Origin of the sequence: Actinoplanes sp. NPDC051861 (assembly GCF_040681145.1) — a bacterium.
Classification (GTDB): domain Bacteria; phylum Actinomycetota; class Actinomycetes; order Mycobacteriales; family Micromonosporaceae; genus Actinoplanes.
The window spans coordinates 256,388-275,175 of record NZ_JBFAYE010000006.1; the positions used below are offsets into that span (position 1 = coordinate 256,388).

18 protein-coding genes are annotated in these 18,788 nt (G+C 71.1%); 10 read left to right on the plus strand and 8 right to left on the minus strand.

Features of this window, described 5'->3' with window-relative positions; translation table 11 throughout:
• The first annotated feature begins 18 nt into the window (after positions 1 to 18).
• The gene (hisS, locus tag AB0M02_RS19910; RefSeq protein WP_364228691.1) at positions 19 to 1,326 is read left to right on the plus strand and encodes a histidine--tRNA ligase; all 1,308 of its coding nucleotides are present in this window, start codon (positions 19 to 21) and stop codon (positions 1,324 to 1,326) included.
• A 37-nt stretch (positions 1,327 to 1,363) separates the two neighbouring features.
• Entirely contained in the window at positions 1,364 to 2,299 is a 936-nt protein-coding gene (locus AB0M02_RS19915) for an acyl-ACP desaturase (RefSeq protein WP_364228693.1), read from the plus strand.
• Between the two features lie 144 nt (positions 2,300 to 2,443).
• On the opposite strand, the gene AB0M02_RS19920 is transcribed toward AB0M02_RS19915, so the two are convergent.
• Positions 2,444 to 2,953: a PaaI family thioesterase gene (locus AB0M02_RS19920; RefSeq protein ID WP_364228695.1), complete on the minus strand. Its 510-nt coding sequence runs from the start codon at positions 2,951 to 2,953 to the stop codon at positions 2,444 to 2,446.
• A gap of 56 nt (positions 2,954 to 3,009) precedes the next feature.
• Between AB0M02_RS19920 and AB0M02_RS19925 the strand changes: the two genes are divergently transcribed.
• The 7 genes from AB0M02_RS19925 (at position 3,010) to AB0M02_RS19955 (ending at position 12,776) form a co-directional block, all read left to right on the plus strand.
• Positions 3,010 to 3,486: a helix-turn-helix domain-containing protein gene (locus AB0M02_RS19925; RefSeq protein WP_364228697.1), complete on the plus strand. Its 477-nt coding sequence runs from the start codon at positions 3,010 to 3,012 to the stop codon at positions 3,484 to 3,486.
• Positions 3,483 to 5,060 carry an MFS transporter gene (locus AB0M02_RS19930; protein ID WP_364228699.1) on the plus strand — a complete coding sequence of 526 codons (1,578 nt, stop codon included), beginning with the start codon at positions 3,483 to 3,485 and terminating at the stop codon, positions 5,058 to 5,060. Before AB0M02_RS19925 ends, AB0M02_RS19930 begins: the two co-directional genes overlap by 4 nt.
• 66 nt (positions 5,061 to 5,126) lie before the next feature.
• A complete protein-coding gene (locus tag AB0M02_RS19935) occupies positions 5,127 to 5,945 on the plus strand; it encodes a cyanophycinase (RefSeq protein ID WP_364228701.1) in 819 nt (272 codons plus the stop codon).
• Positions 5,942 to 8,692 carry a cyanophycin synthetase gene (cphA, locus tag AB0M02_RS19940; protein ID WP_364228703.1) on the plus strand — a complete coding sequence of 917 codons (2,751 nt, stop codon included), beginning with the start codon at positions 5,942 to 5,944 and terminating at the stop codon, positions 8,690 to 8,692. The genes AB0M02_RS19935 and cphA overlap by 4 nt, the downstream gene beginning before the upstream one ends.
• A 393-nt stretch (positions 8,693 to 9,085) precedes the next feature.
• On the plus strand, positions 9,086 to 11,116 hold the full coding sequence (locus AB0M02_RS19945; RefSeq protein ID WP_364228705.1) for a serine/threonine-protein kinase: 2,031 nt from the start codon (positions 9,086 to 9,088) through the stop codon (positions 11,114 to 11,116).
• A gap of 217 nt (positions 11,117 to 11,333) precedes the next feature.
• On the plus strand, positions 11,334 to 11,642 hold the full coding sequence (locus tag AB0M02_RS19950; protein WP_364228706.1) for a hypothetical protein: 309 nt from the start codon (positions 11,334 to 11,336) through the stop codon (positions 11,640 to 11,642).
• A 231-nt stretch (positions 11,643 to 11,873) separates the two neighbouring features.
• Complete coding sequence (locus AB0M02_RS19955) at positions 11,874 to 12,776, plus strand: sigma-70 family RNA polymerase sigma factor (protein WP_364228708.1); 903 nt, start codon at positions 11,874 to 11,876, stop codon at positions 12,774 to 12,776.
• Here AB0M02_RS19955 and AB0M02_RS19960 read toward each other — a convergent pair.
• Positions 12,746 to 13,504, minus strand: a complete 759-nt coding sequence (locus tag AB0M02_RS19960) for a DUF4386 domain-containing protein (RefSeq protein WP_364228710.1) — start codon at positions 13,502 to 13,504, stop codon at positions 12,746 to 12,748. The genes AB0M02_RS19955 and AB0M02_RS19960 overlap by 31 nt on opposite strands.
• A gap of 45 nt (positions 13,505 to 13,549) precedes the next feature.
• Between AB0M02_RS19960 and AB0M02_RS19965 the strand changes: the two genes are divergently transcribed.
• The gene (locus AB0M02_RS19965) at positions 13,550 to 14,212 is read left to right on the plus strand and encodes a TetR/AcrR family transcriptional regulator C-terminal domain-containing protein (RefSeq protein ID WP_364228712.1); all 663 of its coding nucleotides are present in this window, start codon (positions 13,550 to 13,552) and stop codon (positions 14,210 to 14,212) included.
• 16 nt (positions 14,213 to 14,228) lie between these two features.
• On the opposite strand, the gene AB0M02_RS19970 is transcribed toward AB0M02_RS19965, so the two are convergent.
• From AB0M02_RS19970 to AB0M02_RS19995, 6 genes are read right to left on the minus strand one after another with little or no spacing between them, the layout of a single operon-like run.
• The gene (locus tag AB0M02_RS19970; RefSeq protein WP_364228714.1) at positions 14,229 to 14,993 is read right to left on the minus strand and encodes an urease accessory protein UreD; all 765 of its coding nucleotides are present in this window, start codon (positions 14,991 to 14,993) and stop codon (positions 14,229 to 14,231) included.
• On the minus strand, positions 14,993 to 15,691 hold the full coding sequence (gene ureG, locus AB0M02_RS19975; protein ID WP_364228716.1) for an urease accessory protein UreG: 699 nt from the start codon (positions 15,689 to 15,691) through the stop codon (positions 14,993 to 14,995). The genes AB0M02_RS19970 and ureG overlap by 1 nt, the downstream gene beginning before the upstream one ends.
• Complete coding sequence (locus tag AB0M02_RS19980; protein ID WP_364228718.1) at positions 15,681 to 16,328, minus strand: urease accessory UreF family protein; 648 nt, start codon at positions 16,326 to 16,328, stop codon at positions 15,681 to 15,683. The genes ureG and AB0M02_RS19980 overlap by 11 nt, the downstream gene beginning before the upstream one ends.
• Complete coding sequence (locus AB0M02_RS19985; protein WP_364228720.1) at positions 16,328 to 18,034, minus strand: urease subunit alpha; 1,707 nt, start codon at positions 18,032 to 18,034, stop codon at positions 16,328 to 16,330. The genes AB0M02_RS19980 and AB0M02_RS19985 overlap by 1 nt, the downstream gene beginning before the upstream one ends.
• On the minus strand, positions 18,031 to 18,441 hold the full coding sequence (locus AB0M02_RS19990; RefSeq protein WP_364228722.1) for an urease subunit beta: 411 nt from the start codon (positions 18,439 to 18,441) through the stop codon (positions 18,031 to 18,033). The genes AB0M02_RS19985 and AB0M02_RS19990 overlap by 4 nt, the downstream gene beginning before the upstream one ends.
• Positions 18,438 to 18,740: an urease subunit gamma gene (locus AB0M02_RS19995; protein WP_364228724.1), complete on the minus strand. Its 303-nt coding sequence runs from the start codon at positions 18,738 to 18,740 to the stop codon at positions 18,438 to 18,440. Before AB0M02_RS19995 ends, AB0M02_RS19990 begins: the two co-directional genes overlap by 4 nt.
• Positions 18,741 to 18,788: the final 48 nt, after the last annotated feature.

Sequence of the window (18,788 nt, forward strand, 5' to 3'; positions counted from 1 at the left end):
CTTTCCCCAGGAGCGACAGTGCCTATTTCCGGCTTTCCCGAGTGGCTGCCCCCGCAGCGCATGATCGAGCAGTACGCGCTCGACAAGATCCGGTCCACCTTCGAGCTCTACGGTTTCGCGCCGCTGGAGACGCGTGCCGTCGAACCGGTCGACACCCTGCTGTCCAAGGGTGAGACGTCCAAGGAGATCTACCTGCTGCGCCGCCTCCAGGAGGAGGGCGCCGGTGGCGACGACCAGTTCGGCCTGCACTTCGACCTGACCGTGCCGTTCGCGCGGTTCGTCACCGAGAACCACGGGAAGCTGCAGTTCCCGTTCCGGCGCTACCAGATCCAGAAGGTGTGGCGTGGCGAGCGGCCGCAGGAGGGCCGTTACCGGGAGTTCCTGCAGGCCGACATCGACGTGGTCAACCGGGACACGCTGCCGTTCCACTTCGACACCGAGATGCCGCTGGTGATCGGGGACGCGTTCCGGTCGCTGCCGATCCCGGCCGCCGTCATCCAGGTGAACAACCGGAAGGTGTGCGAGGGGTTCTACCGGGGCCTGGGTCTTGAGGACACGGCTCAGGTGCTGCGCGTGGTGGACAAACTGGACAAGATTGGGCCGGAGAAGGTGGCTGCCGCGCTGGTGGAGACCGCCGGCGCGACCGACTCCCAGGCGGAGGCCTGTCTGAAATTGGCCGAAATTTCGGCATCTGATGGTTCGTTCGCGGACCGGGTGCGGGCGCTCGGTGTGGACGACCCGCTGCTCGACGAAGGACTGTCCGAGCTGCTCCAGGTGGTCGAAACGGCGGGGGCACACGCGCCCGGACTCGTGCGCGCCGAGCTGAAGATCGCTCGTGGACTCGACTACTACACCGGCACCGTCTACGAGACCCAGCTTCAGGGGTACGAGCGCTTCGGCTCGGTCTGCTCCGGAGGCCGCTACGAGACGCTCGCGTCGGTCGGCAACACCCGCTTCCCGGGCGTGGGCATCTCGATCGGCGTGTCCCGGATGTTCGGCATCCTGTTCGGGCAGAACGCGCTGAGTGTGTCCCGGTCGGTGCCCACCTGCGTGGTGGTGGCGGTGCCGAGCGAGGACCAGCGGGTCGAGTGCGACCGGATCGCGACCGCGCTGCGCCGCCGGGGCATCCCGACCGAGGTGGCGCCGACGGCGGCGAAGTTCGGCAAGCAGATCCAGTTCGCCGACCGGCGGGGTATTCCGTTCGTCTGGTTCCCCGGTTCGCCGGACACGGTCAAGGACATCCGCTCGGGCGAGCAGGTCGAGGCCGACGCGTCGGTGTGGGAGCCGCCCGCTGTGGATCTTCAACCGGTCGTGTCGGCCGGCTGACGCGATGTGATCATGGTCCAGCGGTTATCTTGACGGGATGCCGCTGGATCAGACCGCGTTGCTGCTCGAATTGGAGCCCGTCGTCGCCGAGAACCTCGACCGGCATCTGGGGCTCGCCAAGGAATGGTTCCCGCACGAGTACGTGCCGTGGAGTTCCGGGCGTGATTTCGACGGGGTGCTCGGCGGCACGCCGTGGAAGCCGGATGACTCCGATTTGCCGGATGTGGCGCGGACTGCGTTGATTGTCAATTTGCTCACCGAGGACAATCTGCCGTCCTACCACCACGAGATCGCCACGCTCTTCGGGCGGGACGGCGCCTGGGGCACCTGGGTGCACCGGTGGACCGCCGAGGAGGGCCGGCACGGCATCGCGATCCGGGACTATCTGACGGTCACGCGCGGGGTGGACCCGGTCGCGCTGGAGCGGGCCCGGATGGCCCACATGGAGTCGGGGTACACCAACGATCACTCCGACGAGTTGATGCACTCCCTCGCCTACGTGGCGTTCCAGGAGCTGGCGACCCGGATCTCGCACCGCAACACCGGGAAGGCGACCGGTGACCCGATCGCCGAGCAGTTGCTGGCCCGGGTGGCGGCCGACGAGAACCTGCACATGGTCTTCTACCGCAACCTGCTCTCGGCGGCGTTCGACCTGGCGCCGGACCAGGCGATGCGCGCGGTGCACGACGTGGTGGCCGGGTTCAAGATGCCGGGGGCGAACATCGAGGGGTTCGGCCGCAAGGCGCTGTCGATCGCGCTGGCCGGGATCTACGACCTCCGCCAGCACCGGGACGAGGTGCTGGCGCCGGTGCTGCGGCAGTGGAACGTGTGGGACCGGGTGGACGTCGGCGCGGCGGGGGAGCAGGCGCGGGAGGAGCTGGCCACGCACATGGCCGACCTGGAGACCCAGGCCTCCCGCTTCGAGGAGAAACGAGACGCGAGGGCGGCCCGGCTGGCGCCTGTTTCGGAGTGAGGGCTGGGCTGCGGCGTGGCCCAGCCGCCGCCTGGCCGCACGTCGCGAACACCCAGATACAACCCCGGTATCTGGGCGCCCGCGCCGCACACCCAGACGACACCTGGACCTCGCCTCGCTCCTGCCCCCACTCCGAAACAGGCGCTAAGCCGGTAGGTCGAAGATCAGGCAGCTCGAGGTGGCGTGCGCGACCAGGCGGCCGGTGGCGTCGGTCAGCCGGGCCTCGGCCAGCGCGGTGCGGCGGCCGCGCTGCAGGACGGTGCCGGTGCAGGTGAGGCGGCCGGAGTCGACGGTGACCGGGCGCAGGAACTTCACGTTGAGGTCCATGCTCGTGTAACCCACCCCGGCCGGCAGCGTGCTGTGCACGGAGCAGGCGGCGGCGGTGTCGAGCAGCGTGGAGATCACGCCGCCGTGCACGGTGCCGATCGGGTTGTAGTGGAACTCCTGCGGGTCGAGCGTGAGCGTGACGACGCCCTCCTCGGCGTGCAGGCCGTTGCCGTCGATGAGCTGCATGATCGGCGGGGGCGGGAGCTCGCCGGTGCCCATCGCCTGCAGCATCTCCAGGCCGGTGCGGCCGGCGAGCGACCGGACGTGCTGCGCCGGGTCGCTCCAGCTGAAGGTGCGCGTCCGGGTGGCATCCTGAGTCTGCGTCATGGACGCAGGCTCCCAGGTTCTTGCTGCGTCTGTCAACGAGACGTAGCCTACTGCCCATGGAAGCGCTGAACTGGTCGGTCGACAACTGCACCATCAGCCGCGCCATGGCGATCCTGGGTGAGCGGTGGACGATCGTGGTGCTGCGCGAGATCTTCAGCGGGCTGCGGCGCTTCGACGACATGCGGGTGCGCACCGGGATCCCGCGGCAGGTGCTGACGAACCGGCTGGCACTGCTGGTCGAGCACGGCGTGCTGCGCCGCGAGCCGTACCGGGAGCCCGGCGCCCGGGTGCGCCACGAGTACCGGCTCACCGAGAAGGGCTTCGACCTCTACCCGGTGCTGATCGCCGTCGCCGAGTGGGGCAACCGCTACCTGGCCGACCCCGAGGGGCCGCCGATCGAGTACGCCCACCGCGGCTGCGGCGCCGAGGTCCGTCTCGAGATGCACTGCGCCGCGGGCCACACGATCGACGACGAACGCGCCGTCGCGCCGCGACCGGGACCGGGCACACATCGGCGCAGAATCTCCGAGTGATCGAAACAGGCGCCTGGACGCCACTGCGCATACCGGTGTTCCGGATGCTCTGGCTCGCCGTGCTGGCCGGCAACGTCGGCACCTGGATGCAGACGGTCGGGGCGCAATGGCTGGTCGTCGGCGAGCCGGGCGCCGCCACCTGGGTCAGCCTCGTGCAGACCGTCACGATGCTGCCGGTGCTGCTGTTCGCGTTGCCCAGCGGTGCGCTCGCGGACACGCTCGACCGGAGGCGGCTGCTGCTCGGCGTACAGATGACGCTCTTCTGTGTGGCGACGGCCCTGACCCTGCTCACCCTGCTGGACCACATGCGGCCTCCGCTCCTGCTCGTCTTCACCTTTCTGCTCGGGTGCGGGCAGGCGCTGACGCTGCCGTCCTGGCAGGCCCTGATCCCGGAGATCGTGCCGCACGACGCCCTGCCGGCGGCCTCCGCGCTCGGCGCGGTCAACACCAACCTGGCCCGGTCTCTCGGGCCGGCGATCGGCGGCCTGCTCGTCGCGCACCTCGGCTCGGCCGCGGTCTTCGCGCTGAACGCGCTCTCCTTCGCCGTCTTCGCGCTGGCCCTGGCGCTGTGGCGGCGCCCGCCGCGAACGCCGACCGGCAGCCCCGAGCACTTCGGATCGGCCCTGCGCGCAGGCGGGCGATACGTGCGCTACTCGCCGGAGATCCGGATGATCCTGGCCCGCGTGCTGCTGTTCGTGCTGCCCGGCAGCGCGGTCTGGGGCCTGCTGCCGCTGGTGGCGCGGGACCGGCTGGGCATGGGCGCGAGCGGTTACGGCGTGCTTCTCGCGGCGCTCGGGGCGGGCGCGATCGCCGGTGCGCTGCTGATGCCCCGGGCTCGCGCGCTGCTCAGCACCGACCGCATGATCGTCGGAACCGGCCTGGTCTACGGCGCCGCGCTGGCCGTGGTGGCGCTGGTGACCGACCCGTTCGTGGTCACGGCCGTGCTGGCCGCCGCGGGCCTGGCGTGGATGATGCTGGTCTCCCGGATGAACGTGGCGATGCAGCTGCTGCTGCCCAACTGGGTGCGCGCCCGGGCGCTGGCGATCTATCAGCTGGTCTTCGCGGGCGGCCAGGCGGCCGGTGCGCTGCTGTGGGGCCAGGCCGCCTCGGCCTTCGGCCTCGCGGAGGCGTTCGGTGCGGCCTCGGTGATGATGCTTGCGGGCGTTCTTACCGTACGGGTGATGCCCGTGCACACCTCCGAGGAGGAGGACCGGACGCCGGCCGTGTTCTGGGCCGAGCCGCACCTCATGCTCCAGCCGCACCTGGACGACGGGCCGATCCTGATCTCCGCGAGTTACCGGGTGCCGGACGCGAACACGGCTGAGTTCGCCACGGTGATGGAGGAGGTCCGGTGGTCCCGGCAGCGCACCGGCGCGACGCAGTGGGGCCTGTTCCGCGACGGCGAGGACCCGGCCGTGTTCGTCGAGGTCTACCTGGTGCCGACCTGGGCCGAGCACCTGCGCCAGCATCGTGGCCGGCTTACCGGGCAGGACGAACAGGTCGAGGAGCGCGCGGTGGCCCTGGCCGATGGCCCACCGGAGATCACGCATCTGCTTCCGCATAAAACGAATTAGGCGGATGTTTCGGTTTTGTTCCGATTAACCTCAGCAGTAGCCCGATCGGGCTACTGAGGAGGAGCGGTGGAGGGTGGCGTCAACCCGCGCCGCGGCCGGCTACTGCTCATGGGCGGAGCCGCCGGAGCGGGGTTGCTCGCGCGCTTCGTCGACCTGGCCGGCGCCACCACCGCCCGGATCGTGGTGATCGCGACGGCCAGCGAGACACCGGAGACCGCTGAGGCCGCGTACGCCGAGAAGTTCTCCGCCCTCGGCGCCGGCAGCGTCCGCGCCCTGCGGCTCACCCGCCGCCCCGAGGCGAACGCACCCGGCGTCGACGTGCTGCGCGAGGCCACCGGGGTGTTCTTCACCGGCGGCGACCAGGAGCGGATCACCAGCGTGATCGGCGGCACGGCGGCCGACTCGCTGCTGCAGGAGCTGTCCGGAACCGGCGCGCTGGTGCTGGCCGGCACGAGCGCGGGAGCGGCCATGATGTCCGCCACCATGATCACCGGTGGCGACGGCACCGGCGTCACCGCACGCAGCGTGAGCACCGGACCGGGCCTGGAGTTCCTGCCCGGCGTCCTGATCGACCAGCACTTCGCCGAGCGTGGCCGCCTGAACCGGCTGCTCAGCGCGGTGGCGCGATACCCGCACGAGCTCGGCGTCGGCATCGACGAGGACACCGCGATCCTGACCGACGGCGACTGCTTCGAGGTGCTCGGCAACGGCGCGGTCACCGTCGTCGACGCCGGCTGCGCCACCGACATCCGGGTGCCGGGGTCCGGGCCGATCGCGCTGGCCGGCGCGAGCATCCACGTGCTGCCGGCCGGCTACACCTTCCACCTCACGGGCCGCCGGCCGGTCGTCGCCGCGCCCGCCGCTGAACGGGAACGAGCCCAATGAAGATCGAGTCTCTGCGCCGCCTGCGCGGCCCCAACGTCTATCTGTCCCGTCCCGCCGTCGTCGCCCGGCTGCTGCTCGGAGACCTCACCGGCCGGGAGACCTCCGACGTCACCGGCTTCACCGAGCGGCTGCTGCGCGCGCTGCCCGGTCTCACCGAGCACCACTGCGCCGCCGGGTCGCCGGGCGGGTTCGTCAGCCGGTTGCGCAACGGGACCTACTTCGGGCACGTGACCGAGCACGTGTGCATCGAGCTGTCCCAGCTGATCGGGCGGGACGTGAGCTTCGGGCGTACGGTCGCGGCCGGCGAGCCCGGTGTCTACGACGTGATCGTGGAGTGCCCGGTCGACGAGTCGCCCGAGTCGCGGGTGCCCGGTGAGCTGCTCGGTGCCGCGATCGACCTGGTCCTCGAGGTGCACGGCGGGGCCGGCCCGACCGCGCGCACGCTCGGCACCCGGCTCGCCGGCCTGGCCGCCCTGGCCGAGCGGGAGGCCACCGGGCCGAGCACCCGCTCGATCATCGCGGCGGCCCGGCGGCGCGGCATCCCGGTGGAGCGGTTCGACGACCTGAGCCTGGTGAGGCTGGGCTGGGGCACGCGGCGCCGCCTGGCGTGGGCCGCGATGACCGACCGGACCAGCGGGCTGGGCGTGGACATCGCCGGCGACAAGCACGTGACCCGCCGCCTGCTCGGGGAGGCGGGCGTGCCGGTGGCGCCGGGCGGTGCGGCCCGCGACGAGGCGGAGGCGGTGGCGCTCCTCGGCGAACTCGGCGGCCCGGTGGTGGTGAAGCCGCGTACCGGCAACCACGGCAAGCACGTGGCACTGAACCTGGGCACCGCGGCGGAGGTGGCGCGGGCGTTCGCCGAGGCGGGCGGCGACGTCGTGGTGGAACAGCAGCTGGAGGGCCGCGACTACCGGGTACTGGTGGTGTCCGGCGAGGTGGTGGCGGCGGCCGAGCGGATCGCCGCGCACGTCGTCGGCGACGGCCGGTGCACGGTGACGGAACTGGTGGAGAAGGCGAACGCCGATCCACGCCGGGGCGTCGGGCACTCCAGGGCGCTCACCCGGATGACCCTGGACGAGACGGCCGAGCGGATCCTGCGCGGCCAGGGACACGGTCCCGCGAGCGTGCCGGCCGCCGAGGAGGTGGTGTGGCTGCGGGCGAACGCGAACCTGTCTACCGGCGGGACCAGCCGGGACGTCACCGACCAGGTGCACCCCGACGTGACCCGGCTGTGCCAGCGGGTGGCCGCGCTGGTCGGCCTGGACGTCGCCGGGATCGACCTGCGGCTGCCGGACATCGCGGCGCCGGTGCCGCCGATCGGCGCGCCGGACCGGGCCGCGTCCGGGGTGATCGAGGTCAACGCGGTGCCGGGCCTGCGGATGCACCTCGCGCCGGTGCACGGCCGGGCCCGCGACGTCGGCGACGCGATCGTGCGGGCGATGTTCGCCGGTGGCTCGGACGGGCGGATACCGACGGTCGCGGTCACCGGGACCAACGGCAAGACCACCGTCACCCGGATCACCGCGCACCTGCTCACTGGCAACGGCACCCGGGTCGGCGTGACCAGCTCGGACGGGGTGGTGATCGACGGGCGTACGGTCCACCTCTCGGACGCGACCGGGCCGCGCTCGGCGCAGATGGTGCTCGGCGACCCGCAGGTCGAGGTGGCCGTGCTGGAGACAGCGCGGGGCGGTCTGCTGCGGCGTGGCCTCGGCTACGACTGGTCGGACGTCGGCGTGATCACCAACATCACCGCCGACCACCTGGGCCAGGACGGGCTCGACTCGATCGAGGACGTGGCGCACGTGAAAGCGCTGGTCGCCGAGCGGGTCCGCGACGGCGGCACCCTCGTGCTCAACGCCGACGACCCGTGGGTGCGCAGCCTGGCCGACCGCCCTCGGGTCCGCGCGGACCGCAAACGGCTCGTCTGGTTCGGACTGGACGCGGGAAACCCGGTGGTCACCGAGCATCTGGCGCGCGGGGCGACGGCGTACGTGCTGCACGACGGCTGGCTGGTGCAGGCGACCGGGCCGCGGCGCACACCGCTGGTGAGGCTGGCCGAGGTGCCGGGCGCGTACGGCGGTGCCGCCCTGCACGTCGCGGCGAACACCCTGGCCGCGATCGCCGCCGCCCGCGCGCTCGGAGCACGGCCGGAAACCCTGGTGGACCGGCTGAGCGAGTTCGACCCGAGCCTGGACAACCCCGGACGGGGGACGCTGTTCCGTCTCGGTGAGGTCTCGATTTATCTCGATTACGCCCACAATCCGGCGGCTCTCGCCGCTACCCTGCGTACTCTTCACCGGCTCTGGGGTGCCGAGCGCTGCGTCGCGGCGATGACGCTGCCCGGTGACCGCCGCGACGACCTGCTGGCCGCGTCGGCGCAGATCCTGGCCGACGGGGTGACCCGGGCCGTGCTCTACGAGGACAGCGACCCGCGTGGCCGGGAGCCGGGCGAGGTCTCGGCTCTCGTCGAGCGGGAGATGCGCGCCCGGCGGCCGAAGCTGGACGCGATCCGGGCCGACGGCTTCCAGGACGCGGTGCGGCACGCGGTGAAGCTTGCCGTACCGGGCGACGTGGTGCTGGTCATCTATGAGAAATGGGCTCCGATCCGCGCGTTCCTCGGCGAACTGGGTGCGGTGCCGTCCGGCGGGGCGCCGGTCGCGGCCGGGCCGAAGTTACCGCTTTCACCCGCTTCGGGGGCGATGTCACCCATCGCCCGCAGCCTCACATCGAGCCGGAGGCATTGACAGATCTTGGACACAGTCGATCTCTCTGGGTGATCGAGTGTTGACCGATCGTGACAACTTCTACTGTGGACTCATCCGAAAGGTTGAGACTGCAAGTTCCGACGATCCGGGCATTCCCGCAACGCTGTCGTGGCGCTTCGTGGGCGTACCGGGGCGGAAAGCCCTTTCCCCCACGTTCAAACAGCCCATACGCCGCGCGTAGCGCTTCCCACACACCGTAACGAGTGCCTGGTAGATCGTGCTGTGCCCGGTCGATCTGTCAGCCGTTTAGGGCTAACATCCACGCCGTCTATGGGGGATGCTCGGAGTCCGATGGTGGGCACCGACTCACCCGGCATCGAGCGGCATGGCGGTGTGGCCCGATGTTTCTTCGAAGCGCGCATGTGGGGGCACATGAGCACGGCGGACCTGCCCGGTTCGGGACTGCTCGCCGGTCGTTATCGACTGGTCGAGCGCCTCGGTGCCGGCGGGATGTCAGTGGTTTGGCGAGGGTTCGACGAGGTTCTGGGGCGTCAGGTCGCCGTCAAGGTCCTGCCACCCTCGACCAGTGCCGACCCCTCGTTCCGGCGCAGGCTGCGTGCGGAGGCTCAGGCCGCGGCGCGGCTCACCCATCCCAACATCACCAATGTGTACGACTACGGCGAAGCCACCACCGTCGACGGTGAGCCGGTGCCCTATGTCGTGATGGAGCTCGTCGACGGCGAGTCGCTCGCGGCCGTCCTGGCCCGGGTGCGGATGCTGCCGTGGCCCACCGCGGTCCGGATCAGCGCCGAGGTCGCGGCCGCCCTGGCCGCCGCACACTCCCGCGGCATCGTGCACCGCGACGTCACCCCGGCCAACGTCATGCTCACCCCGGCCGGCGCCAAGGTCGTCGACTTCGGCATCTCCGCCCTGATCGGGGAGAACGACACCGACCCGGACGGCAGCCTGCTCGGCACCCCGGCCTACCTCGCGCCCGAGCGCCTCGAGGGCGGCCAGGTCAGCCCGGCCACCGACGTCTACGCGGTCGGCCTGCTCATCTACCGCATGCTGATCGGCCAGCTGCCCTGGGACGTCGGCACCACCACCGCGCTGCTGCGCGCCCATCAGTACGTGGAGCCCGAGCCACTGCCGCCCGTCGAAGGGCTTCCGCCCGCGGTGGACGCGCTGATCCGGCGGTGCCTGGAGAAGCGGCCCCAGGATCGTCCGTCCAGCGCCGAGATGGCACACGTGCTGGCCGGTGTCTCGGCCTCCGCCCCGCTGATCACCTCCGGGTTCGACGCGAACTGGGAGGACGGCGAGGACACGTTCATCCTCCCGTCGGGGTATCCGTACACGGGCTTCGGCCCGGCGGCCGCCGCGGCCGGTCTGGGCACGGTGAACACCGAGGCCGCGACCGACCCGGACGCCGTGCACCCGGTGGTGGCCGCAGCCGTCACCGAGCCCTCCCCGATGCGACCATCCCCCTGGGCCCGGCCCGATCCGTCCGCCGCGCAGGCGCCGCCCCTGCCGCCGTCACCGCCGCTGCGCCACGGTGCCGGTGGCCCGCCGGCCGGCTCCCCGCCGAACAAGCCGAACAACAGCAGCCGCAACCAGACCCGGGTCCGGCGTCTCACGGTGGTGGCCGCCGCGGTGGCGCTGCTGAGCGGTCTCACGTACGGCTGGACCGCGGTCGGCCAGTCCGACAACAAGGCGTCCGGCGCGGCACCGCTGCCCACCGTCGTCCCGCCGACCGGCCAGTGCGTGGTCAGCTACGCGGTCTGGTCCGACAAGGGTGACAGCTTCAAGGCCCAGGTGACCGTGGCCAACCGGGACGAGAAGCCGGTCGACAAGTGGAGCCTCTGGTTCCTGATGAACGGCGACCAGGAGGTCTCCGGAAACGGCAAGATCGATCTCACGCAGCAGGATCGCGAGGTCAAGGTCACATCGGTCGCCGCGCTGGAGTCGCAGCGCACGACGACCATGCAGATCACCGGGCGTTACCAGGAGAGCAACGCCGCCCCGATGGTCTTCAAGCTCAACGACCGGACCTGCGAGACGTACGTGTCCAGCGAACCCGGTGAGCCGTCCCGGCCGGTCGAGATCCTCTCCGACGGCAACGTGCGCCTCGGCGACGCCGACAGCACGCCGAGCCCGGGCGTCTCGATCGGTCCCGGCGGGGTTGTCGTGATCACGCCGACCTTCTCGTCGTCGCGCGGGCCCACCACGCCGGGCACCACCACGGGCCCGACCACCGGCACCACCACCGAGCCGACCGACACGCCGACCACGACACCGACGACGACCACCACCACAGACCCGGTGGAACCGTCGGCGCCGCCGTCGGTGGAGCCCACAACTGACCCGGTGATCGAGACCCCGACACCCACTACGACGAAGAGCACGTCTCCTCCGCCGGACCCGGGTCCCTCTTTGGGGGACTGCGACCCGGCCGATTGCGAGTAACGCATCAGGCGATCGGTCGGACTACGGCGAAAACCTGAAGCCGAACGACCGATCGCCGCGTTACGGTGAAGTCGAGACCGACAGGCGCTTCTGCTCCGAACCGCACACGGGCGGCGACGGCGACAACGGCCAGGCCCGACGCCCGGATTGCGGCGCTTTCGCACGGCGTGGCTGCCGGCCGGCCGACCGCCCGCGTGGATGATGAAATTGCCGTCCCATGTTCGGGTGTCAGCCGGAGTTCTTGCAGGTCGTCGACATCGGGGAGTTCGACATCATGATGAGCACAGTCAAGGATCTGGCTGCCGAGGCACTTTTCGTCTCCTACCTGCAGCCGTCCGAGTGTCCCAGCCGTAAGACGCTGGAGGAGGCCATCACCACGATGATCCTCCGGCACGGCAGTGACGGATGCGCGGCAGGAGTCGCCACCGAGTTCGGTGACCACCCGGAGTCGGCGGTCCGCCGGATGGCCTGGGTGCACACGGAGCTGTCGGAGGTGCTCGCGCCGCGGATCGCGGTGCTGCACTGATCGCTGTTTGATTTCGGCGATTGCGCCACCCCAGCCCTTCCCGCCCACGCATCCTGGTCGTCGTGGCAGCGGGGAGGGCTTTCTGCTGGCCGGAAGCCGGTGCGCCTGAGGTTTTTCATGAAAAAACTCCACAAAAGCAACCGAGTTCGGGCCCCGCTGCACCTCAGAACGGCCACTGTTCTTCTCGTCAGCCGGTTTCATCAGCCGGTTCGTACGAGCGAGGAGGACTACGTGACCACCACGACCGAACTCCCCGCCACCATCGGCACCGCCCACGACGCGCCGTCGGCGCGCGACATCGAGGACCTGATCCGCGAAAACATGCCGATGGTTGGCCATCTGGTCCGGGAACTGCTCAACCGGGTACCCGGCCATGTCCACGCAGATGACCTCTCATCAGCCGGGTTCGCGGCCCTTCTCGGCGCCGCCCGGTCTTTCGACGTGACCCGTGGCATACCGTTCCACCGCTTCGCGGCGGTCCGGATCCGCGGCGCCCTGCTGGACGAACTTCGTGGCCAGGACTGGGCCAGCCGATCCGTGCGGGCCCGTGCCCGCCGGGCGGCCGCCGCACGGCAGGAGCTCACCGCGGCCCTGGGCCGCACCCCCAGCGACGCCGAGGTGGCCGAGGTGCTCGGAATCGGTGTCTCCGAGTTGGCCAGTGTCGAGGACGACGTGCAGAAGGCGTCCCTGCTGAGCCTGCAGGGCTTCCCCACCGGGGCGGCCGAGGAGATGGTGCCGGAGCTGTCCGAGGGACCCGAGGACCTGCTGCTCAAGCGGGAACGTCTCGGTTATCTGCATCAGGCCATCCAGGCGCTGCCCGAGCGGCTGCGCCAGGTCGTGGAGGAGTCCTTTCTGCAGGAGCAGCCGCTGAGCGAGGTGGCGGCGCGGCTGGGCGTCACCGAGTCGCGGATCTCCCAGCTGCGCACCGAGGCGCTGCGGCTGCTGCGGGAGGGGCTGAACAGCTCGCTCGCGCCCGAACTGCTGACGGTGGCCGCGGGTGGACCGCGGACTCGCAAGGGGTGCCTGCAGCGGCGGCGGACCGAGTATTTCGCGAAGGTGGCGCAACAGGGCAGCCTGCACACCCGGTTGGCGCTGACCGACAGTCACGGGGTCCCGATAGCCGTTGCCGCGTGATCGGAGCGGGGGGTGGCCGGGGGCCGCCCCCCGTTTTTCATCACGGTGACTCCGAGTGCCGCGATCCACAGCCCCCAGGTGGTGCTCCCGATCAGCCCGGCGAGGTCCCACACCGGGAACCCGGGCACCGCGGTGGCCAGCACGTCCCCCTGGTTGAGCAGGTAGAGCGCGGACACCACCAGCCCGGTCCAGCCGATCCAGCGGGGCAGCACGCCCGACCGCAGCACCACGACGCTGACCGTTGCCGACCAGGCCACAGCGAGCACCTGCCCGAGGTGTTCACCGAGCAGCGCCCCGCCGAACTGGTGCTGCGCCGTCCAGGCCGCCTCCACCGCGGTTCGTGTCGGGCCGTCACCGTCCGTCCAGGCCTGGGCCAGCGCGGGCACCACGAAGACCCAGCGCAGGAAGCCGATCAGGCTGAGCAGGACGGAGGCGGCACCGATCGCGCCGGCCGCGCGCAGCACCGGGTCCGTGCGGCGCCCCAGAGCCGTCGCCAGCATCAGAATCGGTACGCCGAGCAGCCCATACGTCCACGCGACCGCGAACCAGGTCCCGATGAGTGTGGTGCCGCCGTTGTGGAACTCGTGAAGCACCACGGGGGCGGGCTCGCGCAGGATGTCGGGCCAGTTGAAGGTCGCCGACAGCGTGCTGGACGCCGCTCCGAACGTCACCGCGGCCGTGAGGAAGAGGGCTCCGGTCCATTTCTGTACACCGTGCAGAGTTGTCATGCGATGAATGGTGTACGGTGTGCAGAGATAAGTCAAGGGGGTTGGATGGTGGCGAGGCCGGGGCCCAAGCGGGCGCTCAGCGAGGACGAGGTGTTGAACGCGGCGCTGGCGCTTCTGGACGCCGACGGGCCCGATGGCGCTTCGATTCGGAAGATCGCGGGGACGCTGGGGGTGTCACCGAACGCCGTTTACACCTATTTTTCGGATAAATCGTCAATTGAGCAGGCATTGGTGGAGCGGCTGCTCGGTGAGCTGAACCGGGATGCTGTCTCGCGTGCGGACTGGCGCGAGGATCTGGAGACGCTCGCTCTTGATCTGCGGCGGCGGTTGACGGCCCATCCGGGCGCGGTGCCGCTCCTGCTCGGCGGGCCGATGAACGGGCCGGAGGCACTGCAGCTGGGCGAGCGGCTGCTGGAGGTGCTGGCCCGGGCGGGACTTCCTGAACAGGCCGCCGCCCGCGCGTCCTACCTCATCATGATCTACGTCTTGGGGGCGGTCGCCCTGGAGGTGGCCGATGTGCCGCAGGCGGGCGCGCTGGAACCGGAGGCTTCACGGATCGCGGCGCGACGTGCGGCCATGACCCAGGTGCCGTCGTCGATGTTCCCGCGGACCGCGGCGGCCGTCGACGTGATGGCGCAGTGGGTGGGGACGGAGCAGTACGTGTGGGGCCTCCACCGCGTCCTCGACGGCCTGGCCGCGAGCCGATAAGTGTGTGGCTTTCGGGTTAGACGTCTGACCCGAAATCCACACACTGCCTCTCGGCGGAGGGTCGGGTGCCGCAGAGGGGGTCGAGGGCGGTGCGGACCTCGCGGATGTCGGTGCCTACGGCGGTGGCCAGGATGCCGGGGCCGGCCAGGGGCATGACGGCGGCGGCCGGGCCGGCGGTGGTGGTCGGGGGCAGGTGGGGGCCGGCCAGGATCAGGGTGCCGATGGCGCGGGCGTCGCCCAGGACGGCGGGGCCGTTCCAGCCGGGGGAGCCGATCGAGAGTTCGTGGCGGTAGAGGGTTGTTCCGGCGTAGGAGATCAGGGTGTCCGCGCGTACCTCTCCGGGGTCCTCGCCGTGCCGGCCGCAGACCAGGTCGTCGCGCCAGAGCAGTGAGCCGCCCGCTTCGACCGCGACGCGGGTGACGGCGATGTGATCGCAGCCGGCGGCGGCGATCAGGGGTTCCGGGAGCCAGCGCAGGGTGGCGCCAGACGCCACGCGCGCCGTGACCAGGAGCCGGGAGGCGGGCGCGGGGCGGCCGGGGAGCGCGAGCTGGGCCGCGACGCTGAGCATCTCCAGCTCGGCGCCGGGGCCCACCTCGATGTCCAGGTGCAGGTCGTCGCCGCGCAGGGGACCGGCGGCGCCGCCGACGAGGTGGACCGTCGCGCCCGTGGTGGTGCGGGCGCCGGTGCGGCGCAGCAGGAGCGGGGACTCGCCGTGCAGGACCGCGAGCCGGGTGTTGCCGCGGGTGTCGGTCTCCGCGACGACGCGTGCTCGCGCGCGCATCAGACCCGGGCGGAGACGAGGGAACGGATCCAGTCGGCGACCGGGGTCGCGGACCTGTCCTCGGCCAGGGAGAGGAAGACGGTGGGCAGGTCGCCCCGGCGGGCTCGGGCGTCGCGGTCCATGACGGACAGGTCGGCGCCGACGAGGGGGGCCAGGTCGGTCTTGTTGATGACCAGGAGGTCGGCTGTGGTGACGCCGGGGCCGCCCTTGCGGGGGACCTTGTCGCCGCCCGCCACGTCGACCACGAAGATCTGCTGGTCGATCAGGCCCTTGCTGAACGTGGCGGTCAGGTTGTCGCCGCCGCTCTCCACCAGTACGAGATCGAGCGGGCCGAGCGCCGCCTCCAGATCCTCGACCGCGTCCAGGTTGGCCGAGATGTCGTCGCGGATCGCGGTGTGCGGGCAGCAGCCGGTCTCCACGGCGCGGATCCGTTCGGCCGGGAGTACGCCGTTGCGCAGCAGGAAGTCGGCGTCCTCGGTCGTGTAGATGTCGTTCGTCACGACCGCCAGCCGCAGCTCGCCGCCGAGCGCCCGGCACAGAGCCGCGACCAGTGCGGTCTTGCCGGAGCCGACCGGGCCGCCGATGCCGACGCGCAGCGCCCGGGGGCCGGTGTGCAGAGGGGCGTGCGGGTCCACACCCGGGTCGGGGTGGGTGTGCGGAACCTCGTCGGGGGCGTGTTCGTGGAGTTCAGGATGCAAAGAGACGCACCTCCCAGGTGGCATGGTGCTCGGCGCCGATGTCGAGCAGGGGAGCGCCCGCGGCCGGCAGGTCGTCGACCGGGTCGCGGTACCGGGACGCGGCGACTTCCGCGATCCGGTCACAGTCAGGGGCCAGGCGGGCCAGGAGCGCGTGTACCGCGTACGGATCAAGCCCGAGAAGCCTGACCCCCGCGCTGGCCGAACCGGTGATCGTGCCGTGCGCCGCGGCCACGGCCGCCTCGGCCGGGCCCAGACCGGCAGCCGCAGCCAGCGCACCCAGCGCAACCGGCTGATGGGGTTCCCGCCCGGCGGGGGCGACCGCCGGCCACATCGCACGCCCGGCCCGCAACAGAGCCCGGCCCTGCGCGCGGGAGGCCTTCCGCAGCGCCGGTGAGGGCGTCCGCGCATCAAGGCCGGCGTCGAGTTCGTGGCAGCGTGTGACGTCCGCGCAGGCCGCCGCCGCGAAGGCCGCCGAGACCAGCCCGCCGGTAGCCAGCCTGCCGAGCAGGAAACGGCCGAGCGTCTCCACGTCATGGACCCGGCCCGCGCTGACCTGGGCCTCGAGCCCGCCGGAGTGCGCGTGCCCGCCCGACGGGAGCCGGCCGTCGGCCAGCAGCAGCAGGGTGGCCAGGCTCATCAGAACAGGAAGTACCGCTGGGCCATGGGGAGTTCCGCCACCGGGTCGGGTTCGATGACCTCACCGTCGATGCGGACCTCGAACGTGTCGGCCTTCACCTCGATGCGGGGCATGGCGTCGTTCAGGGGCATGTCGGCCTTGCCCACGGATCGGGTGTCGGAGACCGGGACCAGGGCACGCTTGACGCCGATGCGGTCGCTGAGCAGGGCGTCGATCGCGGCGGGCGCGACGAAGGCGACCGAGGTCTGCGCCGGCACGACGCCGTAGGAGCCGAACATCGGGCGGGGGAGCATGGGCTGGGGGGTGGGGATGGAGGCGTTGGCATCACCCATCTGGGCGTACGCGATCATGCCTCCCTTGATCACCAAGGCGGGCCGCACACCGAATAAGGCGGGGTCCCAGAGCACGAGATCCGCGAGCTTTCCCGGTTCGACGGAGCCGACCTGCTCGGCCATCCCGTGGGCAATCGCCGGACAAATCGTATATTTCGCGACATAGCGTTTTGCGCGGTCATTGTCGGAAATGCTTTGGCCGAGCCTCGCCTTCATGACGTGCGCGGTCTGCCAGGTCCGCGTGATCACCTCACCCACCCGGCCCATCGCCTGCGAGTCTGACCCGATCATCGAGATCGCCCCGAGGTCGTGCAGATAGTCCTCAGCGGCCATCGTGGACGGCCGGATCCGGCTCTCCGCGAACGCCAGGTCCTCCGGCACCGACGAGTTCAGGTGATGGCAGACCATCAACATGTCGAGGTGCTCGCTGAGCGTGTTGCGCGTGTACGGCCGGGTCGGGTTCGTCGACGACGGCAGGATGTTCGGGTGCGACGCCACCGTGATGATGTCCGGTGCGTGGCCGCCGCCCGCGCCCTCGGTGTGGTACGCGTGAATCGACCGCCCCGCGATCGCCCGCAGCGTCTCCTCCACGAACCCGGCCTCGTTCAGCGTGTCCGTGTGGATCGCCACCTGCACGCCGGACGCGTCTGCCACGCTCAGGCAGGCGTCGATCGCCGCCGGTGTGGTTCCCCAGTCCTCGTGCAGCTTGAAACCGCCCGCACCGCCGCGCAGCTGCTCCCACATCGACTCGGCCGACGTGGTGTTGCCCTTGCCGAGCAGCAGCACGTTGATCGGCCAGGTGTCGAGGGACTCCAGCATCCGGGCCAGGTGCCAGGCGTTCGGCGTGACCGTGGTGGCCTTGGTGCCCTCGGCCGGCCCGGTGCCACCGCCGATGATCGTGGTGATGCCGGAGGCGAGCGCGGTGTCCAGGATGGTCGGGCTGATCAGGTGTACGTGACTGTCGATCGCGCCGGCCGTGAGGATCTTCCCGTTGCCGGCGATGATCTCGGTGCTGGCGCCGATCACCAGGTCGGGGTGCACGCCGTCCATGGTGTCCGGGTTGCCGGCCTTGCCGATCGCCACGATCCGGCCGTCGCGGATGCCGACGTCGGCCTTCACGATGCCCCAGTGGTCGAGAACGATCACGCCCGTGATGACCGTGTCCGGTGTGCCCTCGGCGCGGGTGGCGCGGGACTGGCCCATCGACTCGCGGATCACCTTGCCGCCGCCGAAGACGACCTCGTCACCGGGGTACGGACCGGCGCTGCGGTCCTCCTCGATCTCGATCAGCAGGTTCGTGTCGGCGAGCCGGACCCGGTCGCCGGCGGTCGGTCCGTAGAGCGCCGCGTAGCGACCGCGGTCCAAAAAGGTCAACGTGGGCTCCCGTTTTGTGTTCCTTCGCCGGTGTCCTCGTCCAGGGAGCCGGCCGGCTCGATGTCGGTGGGGTCGGGCTCGGACGCGGGTGGCAGCTCGTCCAGCGGGCCGCCGGCGAGCCCGCGCAGGCCGGGCACGATCCGGTTGCCCGCGAGCGGCACGAGCGTGACGTCGCGCGGGATGCCCGGCTCGAAGCGGACCGAGGTGCCCGCGGGCACGGCAAGCCGGTGTCCCCAGGCGGCCTCGCGGTCGAACTCGAGGGCCGCGTTCGACTCGGCGAAGTGGAAGTGCGAGCCGACCTGCACGGGCCGGTCGCCGGTGTTGCGTACGGTCAACTCGAGCACCCGGCGACCGGGATTGATCTCGATCGTGCCCTCGCCGTGGAGGATCTCGCCGGGGATGGTCATGAGATCGGCCCGTGCACGGTGACCAGCTTGGTGCCGTCCGGGAAGGTGGCCTCGACCTGCACCTCGGCCAGCATCTCGGGCACGCCCTCCATGACGTCCTCGCGAGTCAGGACCCGGCGGCCGGCGTCCATCAGCTCGGCGACCGTACGCCCGTCGCGCGCACCCTCCAGCAGGAACGCCGTGATGATCGCCGTCGCTTCCGGATGGTTGAGCCGCAGGCCCCGCTCGCGCCGGCGCCGTGCGACGTCGGCGGCGACGTGGATGAGCAGGCGTTCCTGCTCGTGCTGGCTGAGGAACAAGGGGACCTCCTGGTCGGGCTCCGGAATGCTCGCAGGTGGAAGTTTCCG